The 15,109-nt window shown below is 57.4% G+C and carries 18 protein-coding genes and 1 pseudogene; 11 read left to right on the top strand and 8 right to left on the bottom strand.

The window, feature by feature from the left end:
* Window positions 1-97 precede the first annotated feature (97 nt).
* Window positions 98-559, top strand: coding sequence for an Lrp/AsnC family transcriptional regulator (locus ACJ8PI_RS20770; protein ID WP_033654583.1), 462 nt, complete (start codon window positions 98-100; stop codon window positions 557-559).
* A 34-nt stretch (window positions 560-593) separates the two neighbouring features.
* Here the strand turns inward: ACJ8PI_RS20770 and ACJ8PI_RS20765 are convergent, their stop codons facing one another.
* Window positions 594-1,802 carry an NAD(P)/FAD-dependent oxidoreductase gene (locus ACJ8PI_RS20765; protein WP_049233025.1) on the bottom strand — a complete coding sequence of 403 codons (1,209 nt, stop codon included), beginning with the start codon at window positions 1,800-1,802 and terminating at the stop codon, window positions 594-596.
* 158 nt (window positions 1,803-1,960) lie between these two features.
* The gene (locus ACJ8PI_RS20760; protein ID WP_041038078.1) at window positions 1,961-2,500 is read right to left on the bottom strand and encodes an RrF2 family transcriptional regulator; all 540 of its coding nucleotides are present in this window, start codon (window positions 2,498-2,500) and stop codon (window positions 1,961-1,963) included.
* Between the two features lie 339 nt (window positions 2,501-2,839).
* On the opposite strand from ACJ8PI_RS20760, the gene ACJ8PI_RS20755 reads away from it, so the two are divergent.
* The 4 genes from ACJ8PI_RS20755 (at window position 2,840) to ACJ8PI_RS20740 (ending at window position 5,673) form a co-directional block, all read left to right on the top strand.
* Complete coding sequence (locus tag ACJ8PI_RS20755; protein ID WP_033635508.1) at window positions 2,840-4,309, top strand: beta-barrel assembly-enhancing protease; 1,470 nt, start codon at window positions 2,840-2,842, stop codon at window positions 4,307-4,309.
* A gap of 20 nt (window positions 4,310-4,329) precedes the next feature.
* A complete protein-coding gene (gene arsC / locus ACJ8PI_RS20750; protein WP_033648817.1) occupies window positions 4,330-4,683 on the top strand; it encodes an arsenate reductase (glutaredoxin) in 354 nt (117 codons plus the stop codon).
* A 200-nt stretch (window positions 4,684-4,883) separates the two neighbouring features.
* Window positions 4,884-5,114: a hypothetical protein gene (locus ACJ8PI_RS20745; protein ID WP_033644019.1), complete on the top strand. Its 231-nt coding sequence runs from the start codon at window positions 4,884-4,886 to the stop codon at window positions 5,112-5,114.
* Between the two features lie 13 nt (window positions 5,115-5,127).
* Window positions 5,128-5,673, top strand: a complete 546-nt coding sequence (locus ACJ8PI_RS20740; protein ID WP_060431339.1) for a helix-turn-helix transcriptional regulator — start codon at window positions 5,128-5,130, stop codon at window positions 5,671-5,673.
* A gap of 7 nt (window positions 5,674-5,680) precedes the next feature.
* On the opposite strand, the gene hda is transcribed toward ACJ8PI_RS20740, so the two are convergent.
* Entirely contained in the window at window positions 5,681-6,382 is a 702-nt protein-coding gene (hda, locus tag ACJ8PI_RS20735) for a DnaA inactivator Hda (RefSeq protein ID WP_025159568.1), read from the bottom strand.
* 272 nt (window positions 6,383-6,654) lie between these two features.
* Here hda and ACJ8PI_RS20730 point away from each other — a divergent pair, with 272 nt between their 5' ends.
* Window positions 6,655-7,170: a hypothetical protein gene (locus tag ACJ8PI_RS20730; RefSeq protein ID WP_019452428.1), complete on the top strand. Its 516-nt coding sequence runs from the start codon at window positions 6,655-6,657 to the stop codon at window positions 7,168-7,170.
* A gap of 33 nt (window positions 7,171-7,203) precedes the next feature.
* Entirely contained in the window at window positions 7,204-7,452 is a 249-nt protein-coding gene (locus tag ACJ8PI_RS20725) for a GlsB/YeaQ/YmgE family stress response membrane protein (protein ID WP_033635514.1), read from the top strand.
* Window positions 7,453-7,488: 36 nt separating this feature from the next.
* Here the strand turns inward: ACJ8PI_RS20725 and ACJ8PI_RS20720 are convergent, their stop codons facing one another.
* From ACJ8PI_RS20720 to upp, 3 genes are all read right to left on the bottom strand, one after another.
* The gene (locus ACJ8PI_RS20720) at window positions 7,489-8,139 is read right to left on the bottom strand and encodes a DUF421 domain-containing protein (protein WP_033648818.1); all 651 of its coding nucleotides are present in this window, start codon (window positions 8,137-8,139) and stop codon (window positions 7,489-7,491) included.
* Window positions 8,140-8,247: 108 nt separating this feature from the next.
* On the bottom strand, window positions 8,248-9,537 hold the full coding sequence (gene uraA, locus ACJ8PI_RS20715) for a uracil permease (RefSeq protein WP_021504398.1): 1,290 nt from the start codon (window positions 9,535-9,537) through the stop codon (window positions 8,248-8,250).
* A gap of 76 nt (window positions 9,538-9,613) precedes the next feature.
* Window positions 9,614-10,240, bottom strand: coding sequence for a uracil phosphoribosyltransferase (gene upp / locus ACJ8PI_RS20710; protein WP_004941642.1), 627 nt, complete (start codon window positions 10,238-10,240; stop codon window positions 9,614-9,616).
* 255 nt (window positions 10,241-10,495) lie between these two features.
* Here upp and purM point away from each other — a divergent pair, with 255 nt between their 5' ends.
* From purM to ACJ8PI_RS20690, 4 genes are all read left to right on the top strand, one after another.
* Complete coding sequence (gene purM / locus ACJ8PI_RS20705; RefSeq protein WP_025303843.1) at window positions 10,496-11,533, top strand: phosphoribosylformylglycinamidine cyclo-ligase; 1,038 nt, start codon at window positions 10,496-10,498, stop codon at window positions 11,531-11,533.
* A complete protein-coding gene (purN, locus tag ACJ8PI_RS20700; protein ID WP_041036249.1) occupies window positions 11,533-12,171 on the top strand; it encodes a phosphoribosylglycinamide formyltransferase in 639 nt (212 codons plus the stop codon). The genes purM and purN overlap by 1 nt, the downstream gene beginning before the upstream one ends.
* A gap of 114 nt (window positions 12,172-12,285) precedes the next feature.
* Window positions 12,286-12,837 (top strand): spermidine N1-acetyltransferase, encoded by a 552-nt coding sequence (speG, locus tag ACJ8PI_RS20695; protein WP_004941631.1) that lies wholly within the window; start codon window positions 12,286-12,288, stop codon window positions 12,835-12,837.
* 202 nt (window positions 12,838-13,039) lie between these two features.
* Window positions 13,040-13,255, top strand: coding sequence for a hypothetical protein (locus ACJ8PI_RS20690; RefSeq protein ID WP_060419990.1), 216 nt, complete (start codon window positions 13,040-13,042; stop codon window positions 13,253-13,255).
* A gap of 119 nt (window positions 13,256-13,374) precedes the next feature.
* On the opposite strand, the gene ACJ8PI_RS20685 is transcribed toward ACJ8PI_RS20690, so the two are convergent.
* The gene (locus tag ACJ8PI_RS20685) at window positions 13,375-13,641 is read right to left on the bottom strand and encodes a hypothetical protein (RefSeq protein ID WP_049213429.1); all 267 of its coding nucleotides are present in this window, start codon (window positions 13,639-13,641) and stop codon (window positions 13,375-13,377) included.
* Window positions 13,638-14,996, bottom strand: a pseudogene (locus tag ACJ8PI_RS20680) (DUF637 domain-containing protein); the annotation flags it as partial. The pseudogene ACJ8PI_RS20680 and the gene ACJ8PI_RS20685, both read right to left, overlap by 4 nt.
* Window positions 14,997-15,109 lie beyond the last annotated feature (113 nt).

Below are 15,109 nucleotides of genomic sequence, written 5' to 3'. Positions count from 1 at the left end.
CAAAACCGTTCAACAGATGGCAAGAATATCCTCAAGGGATTAAAATGTGCTTTCAATTACTTGCCTGAAATCGGCATAAGCGGGGAAATTCTTCTAAATGGATAAGATTGATCGCAAGATTCTTGCTGAACTGCAGACCGACGGCCGTTTGTCGGTGACCGAGCTGGCCGAGCGGATCGGGTTGAGCGTATCCCCCTGCCACCGCCGGGTGCGGGCGTTAGAGGAATCCGGGGTGATCAGAGGTTACCGCGCCCAGCTCGATCCCGGCAGCCTGGGCTATAACTTTTCCGCCCTGGTGTTCGTCACCATGCGCGAAGGCGATCGCCGCGCCGTTGAAACTTTCGAAAACGCCATGATGGACATTCCCCAGGTGGTGCAGGCGCAGCGGCTGTTCGGCGATCCCGACTACCTGCTGCACGTGATCGCCCGCGATCTGCCCGCCTTTCAACAGCTTTACGACGAGAAACTCTCCGCTCTGCCGGGCGTGCAGCGTCTGAGCTCCACCCTGGTGATGAAGACCGTGGTGCCGGAGCGCTCGTTCCTGCCGCTGGGAAAATGACGACGGGAGCGTTGCCGCTCCCGTTTTGACTTCTTTAAGGCACAATCACGAAATCCGGATTGGCTACGGCGAACAGCGCCTCGCGATCCGCCGCCGGTGGATAAATCCACTGCGTATTGATCTCCTGCTTAATCTTTTTGCCTTCCTGACGGGTAAAACGCACCTGGCGATCCCAGCCTTCGGTATACAGCGCGCCCCAGGGCCCCAGATCCAGACAGGTCACATACTTCGGCTGGCTGTACGGGTGCGTCGGCAATCCCGCCAGCTCCGCCGCCGCATTGTGGCCGGCCACGCGGCCAAGACTCATCGCATGCTGGCAGGTCATCAGGTTGTGGTTGCCGAGATCGTCGGTCGCCGCCTTCACCGTATCCCCGGTCACGAAAATGCCCGCCGCCGCCGGCGCGCGCAGGAAGGCGTCGCCGATCACCCGGCCGCTGCCGTCGCGCTCGCCGGGGATCTGCTCGGTCAGCGGATGCGCCCGCACGCCCGCCGCCAGGATCACCGTGTTGGCAGCGATGCGCTCACCGTTCGACAGCATCACCCCCTCGGCGTCGATGGCCGAGACGCGCAGACCGGCCCGCGCTTCCACGCCGCACTCCGCCAGCGCCTGGCGTATCACTGCCCCCGGCTCCGCCCCCATCCCGGCGCCCACTTCCGGCGCGCTATCGACGATCACCACGCGCACGTTCTCGTCTTTGCCCAGCGCATCCCGCAGCCGCTGCGGCATCTCCGCCGCGCTCTCCAGCCCGGTCAGCCCCGCGCCCACCACCACGGCGGTGTTGCGCGCGGGCGTCGAGGGTTTGGCCGCCAGCGCTTTGATATGGGCATCCAAACGCTGCGCGCTTTCCAGCGTATCGACGTTGAAACCGTATTCGGCAAAGCCCGGCACCGCAGGCACGGAGAGCCGACTGCCGGTGGCCCACACTAGGCGGTCGTAGACCAGCTCAAGAGATCCCCCCGTCGCCTGCGCCACCGTGAGCGTTTTGGCGGCGGCGTCGATGCGTTCTACCGTCCCGGCCAGGTGGCGCACGCCGACGGCGGCGAGCTGCGCGGAAATGTCCGGGTTCATGTTTTCCAGCACCGCTTCATACAGGCGCGGCCGGATGGTGACCGTGGGCGTCGGCGAAACCATGAGCACCTCGATCTCGTCATGCTTACCGGCGATGTTAATGGCGCGCATGGCGGACACGGCGGCCCAAAAACCGGCAAAACCGGAACCGGCAATCACTATTTTCTGCGTCATGGGATGACTCCTTCATACAGGGTTAAACGGGCGATAAGGCTGCCCGCAAGTTTTCGGATGAACGATGCCGTTCCGCTCCCGTAACAGGGTGCAGAAGGCCCGCCCGCCCCTTCCGAAGAGGCGGAAAAAGTGTGTTTCGCTTTAAGGAAAGGCAGTTGTTAGGTCTTGGCGCGCGCCGTTTTGCCGCTGCGCGCGGTGCGTTCCGTCATGCGCTCGTCGAGCCAGAGGTTGACCTCACCGAAGAAGCCCTGCGGCGCCTTGCGGCCAAAGCGGGCCGCGACGGCGCCGAGGGTCTGCGCCGCCAGCGCGTCGCGCATCGCTTTCTCCGCCTGCAGCATCACCGCGTGGATGGCACATTTGCCGGAAACCGCCCAATCCGGCGGGGAATCGTCGAACACCGCACAGCGCCCGCGCACCTCCTGGCAATCGAACAGCGGCTTGTGCCCTTCAATGGCGTCGATGATCTCCAGGAAGCTGATCTCGTCCGCCGGGCGCGCCAGACGATAACCACCGCGCACCCCTTCACTGGCGGCGACGATCCCTACCTTTTCCAGCTTGGGGAAAATCTTGGCCAGAAAGCTGGGGGAGATGCCTTGCAGCTCGGCGAGTTCGCGGCTGCTGAGCGCGCGCTGGTTATCGCCGACCAGCCACAGCAGGCAGTGGATGCCATATTCAACGCTGGTTGTGATGTACGCCATGTGTCCGTTTTCGACCATCAATGAATCTTCAATAACGCAGACTATATGAGTCTGCGTTTCTCTTGTCAATAAAACGCGGACAAAGTTTATCCGTGTTTTATTCGAAATGCATGCCGCCAGCGACGAAAAAACGCCCTTCAAAATGAAAAATAAAACTTTTTTGCCCGATCCGCGCCCGGCTAACGTTTCCTTGTCGCCTGCGGCTGACTATGATGTGATGGGTGCCGCCGCCTCGGTTTGTGAGCCGCCGCACTTTCGCGCGGGTTGCGCCGCGGGAATAAAGAACTCTTGTCTGCTGCTGACGTCTTAGAAATGATTATTTAAGGGAAACGCCTGACTATGACCAACCGGTTGACCAAAACCGCGTTAGCGGTGCTGCTGCTCGGCACGCTGAACGCCACCGCCCTGGCGCCAGCACAGGCGGAAAGCCAGGATCAGTTGCCGGATATGGGCACCTCCGCCGGCGGCACCCTGAGCATCGGACAAGAGCTGGCGATGGGCGATTTCTACGTGCGCCAACTGCGCGCCAGCGCCCCGCTGATCAACGATCCGCTGCTGAGCCAGTACATCAACCAGTTGGGCAACCGGCTGGTGGCCAGCGCCTATTCGGTGCGCACGCCATTCCATTTCTATCTGGTGCGCAACGACGAGATCAACGCCTTCGCCTTCTTCGGCGGCAACGTGGTGCTGCACTCCGCGCTGCTGCGCGTCAGCGACAACGAAAGCCAGCTGGCTTCGGTGCTGGCACACGAAATCTCGCACGTCACCCAGCGCCACCTGGCGCGCGCAATGGAAGATCAACAGCGCAACGCCCCGCTGACCTGGGTGGGCGCGCTCGGCTCCATCCTGCTGGCGATGGCCAACCCGACTATGGGCATGGCGGCGCTGAGCGGCACCCTGGCCGGCACCCAGCAGGGCATGATCAGCTTTACCCAGTCGAACGAACAGGAAGCAGACCGCATCGGCATTCAGGTGCTGCAGCGCGCCGGATTCGATCCGGAAGCGATGCCCGACTTCCTGCAGAAGCTCTCGGATCAGTCGCGCTACGCCTCCAAACCGCCGGAAATGCTGCTGACGCACCCGCTGCCGGACAGCCGCCTTTCCGACGCGCGCAACCGCGCCAACCAGATGCCGAAACACATCGTGCAGTCTTCGCAGGATTACCTGATGGCCAAGGTGCGCGCACTGGGCATGTACAGTTCGGAGGGCTATGGCCTGAACGAAGAGCTGCTCGGCTCGCTCAGCAAGGGCAATGTGCGCGAACAGGCGGCCGCCAAATACGGCCGCGCCATCCTGTTCTATGAAGCGAAAAAATACGACGACGCGCGCAACATCATTCAGCCGATGCTGGCGCAGGATGCGAAAAACGTCTGGCTGATCGACCTGATGACCGACATCGATCTCGGCCAGAAACGCGCGCCGCAGGCCATCGCCCGGCTGCAGGCGGCCAACGCCGCCCAGAGCAACAACCCGGTGCTGCAGCTCAACCTGGCCAACGCCTATGTCGAAGGCAACCAGCCGGCGCAGGCCTCGAAGATCCTGAACCGCTACACCTTTGCCCATCCGGACGATCCGAACGGCTGGGATCTGCTGGCGCAGGCCAGCGCCGCCCAAGGGCTGCGCGATGAAGAACTGTCGGCCCGCGCCGAAAGCCTGGCGCTGACCGGCCGGCTCGATCAGGCCATCGGCCTGCTCAGCAATGCCAGCTCGCTGCAGAAACTCGGCAGCCTGAAACAGGCGCGCTACGATGCGCGCATCGACCAGCTGCGCCAACTGCAACAGCGCTTCCGCCAATACCAGCGCAGCTGATGCAACAAGGAATGAACGCCATGAAAAACGTCACGATTTACCACAACCCGCGCTGCTCCAAGAGCCGTGAAACCCTGGCGCTGCTGGAACAGCACGGCGTCGATCCCAAGGTGGTGCTGTACCTTGAAACGCCCCCGTCGGCCGATGAGCTGAAAAAGCTGTTGAAGGAACTGGGCTTCACATCGGCGCGCGATCTGATGCGCAAGAAAGAAGACCTGTACAAGGAATTGAAGCTGGCGGACGACAGCCTGAGCGAAGAACAGTTGCTGGCGGCGATGACGGCGAACCCGAAACTGATCGAACGCCCGATCGTGGTGAAAGGCAGCAAGGCGCGCATCGGCCGGCCGCCGGAGCAGGTGCTGGAGATTTTGTAAACGGTCAACCCGCCTCTTATTGAGCCGTAACATACCAATAGCCCTGAACAGGGCTATTTTTAATTGTTTGTTATATAAATACTTTTCATCATCCTCAACTTCTCCTGTTGCTATGCTGCACAAATGCCGAGCCTCACGGCAAGACAGGCGTTGACAACCGTCAACACCCCACCTACCCTAATCGCATCACTGGACGAGCGATGAAAAAACACCCAGACAAGCATATCCAGGCGGCATTAGCTTACGCCCTTTCTCAGGGTTGGCATTTTCGCCCCAGCAAAGGGCACGCATTTGGACGACTGCATTGCGCCTTTGCCGGACATCAAGAACATATGATGAGCATCTGGAGCACGCCGAAAAATCCAGAGGTACATGCCAAACAGATTCGGCGCAAAGTCGATCACTGCCTGGCGCTGTCGCAGAAAAAATAACCGGAGAATCACCATGACGCTCTTTCATTTCTCATTGACGCTAGATGGAGTGACCGCCGATACCACCGGGTTGGAGGATGCGCTGCATGCAGCGGGATGCGATGACGCGCTGATCTGTTTCTACGGTAAAACCGTCTACCTGGAGTTCGATCGAGAAAGCGATAACTTTGCGCACGCGATTTGCAGCGCCATCAGTGATATTGAGTCTGCAAATATTGGCGCCAAGGTGATATCGGTAGACTCCAGCCTGGTGGGATTAAGCGATATTGCCGAGCTCACTGAACTGTCGCGTCAGGCGATCGCGATGCTAAAAGACGGGACTCGCGGCCCCGGCGGCTTCCCTTCCCCCATTCAACGGCTCGGCGGCACCTCACCGTTATGGCGCTGGGCTGACGTGGCGGCCTGGTTGGCGCAACAAGGGAAAATCGACCCACTGCTTGCAGACAATGCGCAGTGTCTGGAACATATCAATCTCGCTTTGCAACTGCGAAGCGATCGGCAACGCCAGCAGGTTGAGCACTACAGCTCCCTGCTGGAACATGCAGAAAAACAGGTTTGATGGCTCGCTACAGTCCCAGGATCTCTTTAACGAACGGGATGGTAAGCTTGCGCTGGGCGGTGATCGAGGCGCGATCGAGTTGATCGAGGGTCATAAACAGCGTGCGCATCTCGCGATCCAGCCGTTTCAACAGGAAGCGGCCCACGTCTTCCGGCAGCTCGAAGCCGCGCAGTTTGCCGCGCAGCTGCAGCGCCAGCAGTTTCTCTTCGTCCGACAGCGGCTGCAGCTTGTAGATCTGCCCCCAGTCCAGGCGCGAAGCCAGATCCGGCAAACGCAGGTTCAACTGGCGCGGCGGGCGATCTCCGGTGATGAACAAACGGGTGCGGCCGGTTTCCAGAATGCGGTTGTAGAGGTTGAAGATCGCCATCTCCCACTCTTCGTCGCCGGCGATGCATTCAATATTGTCGATGCAAACCAGCGCCAACTGCTCCATGCCGTCCAACACTTCAGGCACGAAGTAGGCGCGCTTGTCGAGCGGCACATAGCCCACCGCCTCGCCCTTCTGCGAAAGCTCGGCACAGGCCGCATGCAGCAGATGGCTGCGCCCGCCGCCTTCACGCGACCAAAAATAGATATAGCTGCCATGTTCCTGACGGACGGCGGATTGGATCGCGGCTAATAGGGATGGGTTCTCGCCCGGATAAAAACTGGCGAAAGTTTCATCATCGGGAAGATAAAGTGGCAGTGAAAGCTGTGCCGGCGTATTCAGAGAAGCACCTCAACCAAAACTGGCAGAAAAACGTGGGCAGTTTAACACAGAAAACGGGCGCTGTTGAACCGGCAGGATCTTATGCCGCAATAGTGAGCAATGCCTAAGCGCCGCTTGATCGGCTGCGGTGTCCGCCAAGGCAAGAATTGTCCGATATCATTCCCTAACTCCATGCCTGCGCAGGTTAAATTTGTAATTTAAGTAAAATCTGACCTAGTATAGGTAGGCTAAATGCAATCACCATCAACAAGGTTTCTGCAAGGATATAGACGATGAAAGTATGGAATAAAGTGCTGTTGGCCTCCTTTATCGGGTTGTTGGTTGCCGGCTGTGATGACTCGTCCAAGGTTGACGCCAACCTGGATAAAGCCAAAGACAGCGCCGAGCAGATGAAAGACGCCGCCCAGAAAAAAGCGGACGATCTGACGGACAAAGCGAAAGCAACGGCGGATGAAATCAAAAAAGAGGCCGCCACCCAGGCTGACCAGCTGAAAGACAAAGCCTCGGCGATCAAAGATGAAGCCGCCAAACAGGCGGACGCCATCACCAACGACGCCAAGGCCAAGGCCGCCGCGATCAAGGATGACGCAGGCAAACAAAGCCAGCAGCTGGTGGATCAGGCCAAGGCCATCAAAAACGACGCCATCAACGGCGCTAACGATCTGACCGAGCAGGCCAAGGCGAAGACCGAAGCCATCAAGAACAGCGCCGAAAACAAAGCGCAAGAGTTGAAACAAGAGACCGATGCGGCGGTGAACGGCAATACGCAGCCGGCCACCCAGCAGTAAGCTATTCTCAGCCACAAAAGAAAGGAGCAGTAAATGGGGATTATTTCCTGGATTATTTTCGGCCTGATCGCCGGTATTTTGGCTAAGTGGATCATGCCCGGCAAAGACGGCGGCGGCTTTATCCTGACCATCGTGCTGGGGATCATCGGCGCCGTGGTCGGCGGCTATATCAGCACCTTCTTCGGCTACGGCAAGGTTGACGGCTTCAACTTCGGCAGCTTTGTGGTGGCGGTCATCGGCGCTATCGTGGTGCTGTTCGTGTACCGCAAAATTCGCAGCTAATATGATATTGGGGGGGCTGAGGCTCCCCCTTTTTCACTATTTGACCATGCGTCCGTCATTAAGAATGAACGCAGTTCTACCGTCCCAAAACTCAGCAATAAAAATATCTTTCGGCTCTATACCGTGTTCACGGATAGTTTGGCTCAACCACTCCTCATCTTTATTAATCTCCTGCAGCTCATAAGGCCTGGCCCTGCCATTTTTCATAATGATAATCGAAGGCAGCTCATTTCCCTCACATACCGCGGTGATCTGACCGCCCGGCTCAATTTGCGCATAGACAATCTCCTGAAAGGCGTGAATCCCCTGCGCATGCAGCTGTGAGGAAACGTTCAAGATGTCGATTTTATTTTTCTTGGCTAAAATATTTTCCATCAAAAAGCGGCCGTTTTTTATAATTGGTATCGGGTTGCCGATAGTGACCGAACGAAAGAAGTTGCAGTGTTTACTGATTGCATTCAACAGAGAAATTAGCCCTACACCGATAAGCAGTACAACGACATACTGGTACAAGGGGATGCTATCGCTATAGATAACGCCCCCAATAATGCCCCCGAGCACAAAGTTGCCGATAAAATCCACAGGGGTCATTTGCGATAGCTGGGTCTTTCCGGACAGGTTCAAGTGGGTGATAACAATGACAAAGCCAATAACAAATTTGAGCAAAATATATCCGTAGTACTCCATATCCTTTTCCTTTTAATCGATGTTGTTAATGCTATCAGCTACTTTATCCCAACGGATGTAAAGGCAGAAATACGAGTAAAAAGGGCAGCCCCTGGGCTGCCCTTTTCGTTACTTCTGCTCCGCCGGTTCGTCCGGCGCGTCGAGCACCTCTTCTTCCTTGCGGAACAGGCTGATGACCTTGAATAGCAGGCTCAGGCCGATACCCACGATGGTCGCCAGCGCCATGCCTTTCAGCTCCGCCGCACCGATATGCACCTTGGCACCGCTTACGCCGATGATCAGGATCACCGAGGTCAAAATCAGGTTTTGCGCTTTGTTGTAATCCACTTTGGACTCGATCAGCACGCGAATGCCCGAGGCGCCGATCACACCGTACAGCAGCAGGGAAACGCCGCCCATCACCGGCACCGGCACCGCCTGGATCGCCGCCGCCAGCTTACCGATGCAGGACAGCAGGATCGCCAACACTGCCGCGCCGCCGATCACCCAGGTGCTGTAGACCTTGGTGATGGCCATCACGCCGATGTTCTCACCGTAGGTGGTGTTCGGCGTAGAGCCGAAGAAGCCGGAGAACACCGTCGAGATACCGTTAGCGAACATCGAGCGGTGCAGCCCTGGATCGCGGATCAGATCTTTCTTCACGATGTTGGCGGTCACCACCAGGTGGCCGACGTGCTCGGCGATCACCACCAGCGCCGCCGGCAGAATGGTGAAGATGGCGAACCACTCAAAGCGCGGAGTGTAGAAGGTCGGCAGCGCGAACCAGTGCGCCTCGCGAATCGGAGTCAAATCCACCACGCCCATGAAGAACGACAGCGCATAGCCCACCAGCACGCCGATCAGGATCGGGATAATCGCCAGGAAGCCGCGGAACAGCACCGAGCCGAGCACCGTGACCGCCAGCGTCACCAGCGAAATGGTGATGGTGGTCGAATCGGCGCTGGTGCCTTCCGCCGGCAGCAGCCCCGCCATGTTGGCCGCCACGCCCGCCAACTCCAGCCCGATGACCGCGACGATCGCCCCCATCGCCGCCGGCGGGAACATCACGTCCAACCAGCCGGTGCCGGCCTTTTTCACAATCAGCGCCACTAGGCAGAACAGCACGCCGCACATGATGAAACCGCCCAACGCCACTTCGTAACCAAGCGGCAACAGCAGCAGCACCGGCGAGATAAACGCGAAGCTGGAACCGAGGTAGGCCGGGATCTTGCCTTTACAGATGAACAGATACAGCAGCGTGCCGATGCCGTTGAACAGCAGCACGGTCGCCGGGTTGATCTTGAACAGGATAGGCACCAGCACGGTGGCGCCGAACATGGCGAACAGGTGCTGGAAGCTGAGCGGAATGGTCTGGAGCAGCGGCGGGCGCTCGCTGACGCCGATGGCGCGACGGGTCATGTGTGCTTTTCCTCGGTTTATTGGTTTTATAGGTTTTAGTCAAAAAAAAAGCCGACTCGTTAGTCGGCTCAAATGTTTACTTGGTACCAAATATCTTGTCGCCCGCATCGCCCAGGCCAGGCACGATGTAGCCTTTGTCGTTCAGGCACTGATCGATGGAGGCGGTGTACAGCTCAACGTCCGGGTGCGCTTTCTCCAGCGCGGCGATGCCTTCCGGCGCCGCCACCAGAACCAGCACCTTGATGCTGTGGCAGCCGGCTTTCTTCAGCAGATCGATAGTGGCGATCATCGAACCGCCGGTGGCCAGCATCGGGTCGACGACCAGCGCCATGCGCTCTTCGATGTTGGAAACCAGCTTCTGGAAGTACGGCACCGGCTCCAGGGTTTCTTCGTCGCGGTATACTCCCACCACGCTGATGCGCGCGCTCGGCACATGCTCCAGTACCCCTTCCATCATGCCCAGGCCTGCGCGCAGGATCGGCACTACGGTAATCTTTTTCCCTTTGATCTGATCCACTTCAACTGGCCCGCACCAGCCTTCGATGGTGACTTTTTCCGTCTCCAGATCGGCGGTCGCTTCATAGGTCAGTAAACTACCCACTTCTGAGGCCAGCTCACGGAAGCGTTTGGTGCTGATGTCATTTTCGCGCATCAGGCCAAGCTTGTGTTTTACCAGCGGGTGTTTCACCTCAACGATCTTCATCATTTTTCTCCTATTAAGGTGGTTGCGGCCAAAAAAATCGCGGGATTATACCTCCTTTTTTTCGCCGCGCCACCCACAATAGCCCGATCGGGATCAACAAAAGTTTGAATATCAGTATAGATGACGAAAAAGCGGAGCCGGTTCACAAGCCGCTCGCAAACGTTTGCCTGCGCTGTTAGAATTGCCGCGCCTTATTCCGGAATCAACATCGGAAGCACAGTTTTCAAACCGCAAACCGTCGTGGGGAATCGCGCAGTGACCGACAAAACCTCTCTCAGCTATAAAGACGCAGGTGTCGATATCGATGCTGGCAACGCATTGGTAGACCGCATCAAAGGTGTAGTTAAACAGACCCGTCGCCCGGAAGTGATGGGCGGTCTGGGCGGGTTTGGCGCCCTGTGTGCGTTGCCGCAGAAATACCGCGAGCCGGTGCTGGTTTCCGGTACCGACGGCGTGGGCACCAAGCTGCGTCTGGCGATGGATCTGAAACGCCACGACACCATCGGCATCGATCTGGTGGCGATGTGCGTCAACGATCTGGTGGTTCAGGGCGCCGAGCCGCTGTTCTTCCTCGACTACTACGCGACCGGCAAGCTGGATGTGGACACCGCGGCCAGCGTGATCACCGGCATCGCCGAAGGCTGCAAACAGTCCGGCTGTGCGCTGGTGGGCGGCGAAACCGCTGAAATGCCGGGCATGTACCACGGCGAAGACTACGACGTGGCCGGTTTCTGCGTCGGCGTGGTCGAAAAATCCGAGATCATCGACGGCAGCAAAGTGCAGTCCGGCGACGCGCTGATCGCCCTGGGCGCTTCCGGCCCGCACTCCAACGGCTACTCGCTGGTGCGCAAGATCCTGGAAGTGAGCAACACCGATCCGACCGCCACCCAGCTGGAAGGCAAACCGCTGGCCGACCACCTGCTGGCGCCGACCAAGATTTACGTGAAGTCCGTGCTGGAGCTGATCGAGAAGGCGGACGTACACGCCATCGCTCACCTCACCGGCGGCGGCTTCTGGGAAAACATTCCACGCGTGCTGCCGGAAGGCATGCAGGCGGTGATCGACGAAGCCAGCTGGCAGTGGCCGGCGGTGTTCACCTGGCTGCAGCAGGCCGGCAACGTCAGCCGCCATGAAATGTACCGCACCTTCAACTGCGGCGTAGGCATGGTCATCGCCCTGCCGGAAGCCGAAGTGGAAGCGGCCATCGCGCTGCTGACCGCGGCAGGTGAAAAAGCGTGGAAAATCGGTAAACTGACCGCCTCTTCCGACGAACAACAAGTGGTCATCAACTGATGAAAAAGATCGTGGTGTTGGTCTCCGGCCAGGGGAGCAATCTCCAGGCGCTGATTGACGCCTGCCAGCAGGACCGCATCGCCGCCGAGATCGTGGCGGTGTTCAGCAACAAGGCGCAGGCTTACGGCCTGCAGCGCGCCGAGGCGGCGGACATCGCCACCCAGGCGCTGGATGCCAAGGCCTACGCCGATCGCACGGCGTTCGACGCCGCGTTGGCGGACGCCATCGACCAGTACCAGCCCGATCTGGTGGTGCTGGCCGGCTACATGCGCATCCTCAGCCCGCAGTTCGTGCAGCGTTATGCCGGCCGCATGCTGAACATCCACCCTTCCCTGCTGCCGAAATACCCCGGGCTGCATACCCACCGTCAGGCCATCGACAACGGCGACAGCGAACACGGCACCTCGGTGCACTTCGTGACCGAGCAGCTCGACGGCGGCCCGGTGATTTTGCAGGCCAAGGTGCCGATTTTCGCTGACGACGAAGAGGATGACGTGGTTGAACGGGTGCAAACCCAGGAACACACGATCTATCCGCTGGTGGTGAGCTGGTTCGTCGACGGCCGCCTGGCGATGCGCGATGGCGCCGCCTGGCTGGACGGCGAACGCCTGCCTGAGCAGGGCCACGCCGCCGACTGATGCGCGCAGCCTGAACCTTGCCTAAACGGCGCCCACGCGGCGCCGTTTTTTTTTCGCCTTCATCCATTCTGTGAAGTTATACTTTGCACAATTTCACGGCACAGAGGAGCCCACATGTCCAGCACTGCCAGCGTCAGGTTACGCCCATTGGAACGGGACGATCTGTCGTTCGTCCACCAGATGGACAACAACGCCAGCGTTATGCGCTATTGGTTTGAAGAACCTTACGAAGCCTTTGTCGAACTTTCCGATCTCTACGACAAACACATCCACGATCAGAGCGAGCGCCGCTTTATCATCGAGCACGAAGGCGCCAAGGTCGGCCTGGTGGAGCTGGTGGAGATCGATCACATCCACCGCCGCGCAGAGTTCCAGATCATCATCGATCCCGCCCACCAGGGCAAAGGCTATGCCAGCACCGCCGCCCGCTTGGCGATGGACTACGGCTTCTCGGTGCTGAACCTGTACAAGCTGTACCTGATCGTCGACAAAGAGAACCCGAAGGCGATCCACATCTACAGCAAGCTGGGCTTCAACGTGGAAGGCGAGTTGATCGACGAGTTCTTCGTCAACGGCGAATACCGCACCGTGCTGCGCATGTGCATCTTCCAGCCGCAATACCTGGCGAAGTTCAAAACGCCCAATGATAAGCCGCTGGTGAAGTGACAATTAGCGAGAAAAAAGAGAAAACCCGCGCAGGCGGGTTTTTTATTGGGAAATAAGTGGCTAGTATTAAGGCATGCTATTTTATCGTCAGGAAATAGCCTGATGAATGCGGAAATAAATAATATTCATCCGAGATAATTAATCGAACAATAATTCATATTGATAGTAAGAGTTACCCTCTACCTCTACAAAGGAAAATATAATGACGACCATCTCAAACCTGCTGCTTTTTATCGGTCTGGTCATGTTCGCCATAACCGCCGGCCTAAATACCTATAGCGGCTACGCCTCCGCAGATCCCAATAGCGCCCCGCTGTTTTCCCCGCTCTGGTGGACGCGCTGGTTCCCACTCTACGCCTCGGGCGCTGCGTTGCTGTTGATAGGGCTGGTATTGCGGTTTTCGGGGCGGGGACGATAAAAAAACAGAAACGGCTCCGAAGAGCCGTTTCCATACGTGGGTCAGCAGCCTCCATAAACGGTATTATTTACCTATTTATGATGCATAGCACGTTGCTGAAATAGGGGCGAAGCCATTTCCTAACTTATTTCCTTGATAATATTCTGTACGATAGGTGTAACAGCTGCTGTCAATTTTTCATTGTCAATAGTGAAGATCAAAAGTTCAATATCGCTTTCCGCATCAAGTAGCAACTGTCGTAACCATTTTTCCTCTATCGCTACAATACTGTTACCTGCGTTATCTATTTCTGATTGAACTTCAGCCACAGATAGTTTTCCCTCTAAAAAGGCCACACAGGAAAACCTAAGTTTTTTAATTACATCGGGATAAATCCACTCACTCATTTTTCACTCCTACGAAGGATTGTGATTATGATGTTACCATTGTTTTCAGTAACCACACCAATGTCACCAGCCCGATAAATTGTCCTTTGAATACCATTGGATATGCTTGTTTCAGTAACACCTGTTTTAATTACATGTTCAACTATATTTGGAGAAATGGTTTTTCCAGGTCCAATGGTTCCTGCTGGGGAACCTAAGCTTGTTGGTTGCATTCGGTCAACGGCATGTTGAGAGTAAAGACGATCACCTATACGTGCGTATTGACGTCCATCAACTGTTTTTTTCGGATAATTTTGCCAAGAGTCCCACGGAAGTTTCGTCTCACTTTTGGGCATGCGGTCTAGAGCAATTAATGTGTTTTTCTCGGCAGCTTTGGAAGTAGCTTTAAGCGTGTTACTAGTTATTTTTACACCCAGCTTACCTGCACCGGCGGCCCCAGCAAACAGCCCTAGCCCGGCCATCGTCAGTTTACCAAACTCCAGACCTGCACCAAAAGCGCCATCCACGCCGGCATGTTCGTACTTCGTCTTGAATGTCTCGATCCGCCCCAGGTATTCCTGTTTCACACTCTCTCCGATAATCGAGAATCGTTCATCGTTCTTTATCAGAGCTATTAATGCATCCGCGGCCTCGCGTGGATTACTGGCCACGGCGACCAAACCATCCACCGTATCGCTGATTTCAACTGGGATGCCCGAGACTACACCTGCCGCAAAGGCGCCATCCTGGGTATGGCTCGTTATTCCCCAGTTCGCCAACACAACCGCTTTATCGAGCGGCGATTTCGCGGCCGCCAAATCTTTCTCCATCAATTCTTGCTGTTTGTGGCTGAGATAGTTGTATCGGAACGCATTCTCACCACCGGTGGCGCCACTGTAAGCACCATCAGACTTGCCGGTGAAGACTGCGCCTGCGGCTGCGCCCAGCACTCGTGCCATCTGCGCCTGCTGTTCCGATTTCTTCTGCCACTCCTCCGGCTTGATGATATTGTCGCCCAATATCACCCCGGCCAGCTCCGCCGCCAGCGCCCCTGCCGCTGCGCCTTTGGCATTGCCCTTGCCGATTTCTGCGGCCACGCCCGCTAGAACGGCATGGCTTACGGCCCGGCCCGGTATATTGAGAACCTGACCGTTATCCCCGATCAGATTGGCGCCCTCGGCCTGAACCTGGCTGCCGATATTCGCCAGCAGCGCATTGGTCAGGTTGTCCTTGAAGCTGCCGCCATTGATGGCGGTATTCAGGCTGGAACTGATGACCGATTGCCCGGCCACCCGCTGCGCCACCTTGCTCCAGTCGCCGTTGCTCAGCTGCGGCAGTTTGACGTTGTTTGGATTAAGCGGTTTGCCCGCCGCGTCCTATCGGCGTTTATATGGAATACAACATCAAGAGAAAACGGCTCCGGAGAGCCGTTCGCATGGGCGTTAGATTTCCGTCAACCGTGGCCTATAGTGGTACTTTTTACCTTGGC

The sequence above is a fragment of the Serratia sp. CY82433 genome (assembly GCF_052166535.1).
GTDB classification, from domain to species: Bacteria; Pseudomonadota; Gammaproteobacteria; order Enterobacterales; family Enterobacteriaceae; genus Serratia; species Serratia sarumanii.
The sequence above is the reverse complement of the archived record's forward strand: the minus strand, read 5'-3'. Positions and strand labels throughout refer to the sequence as shown.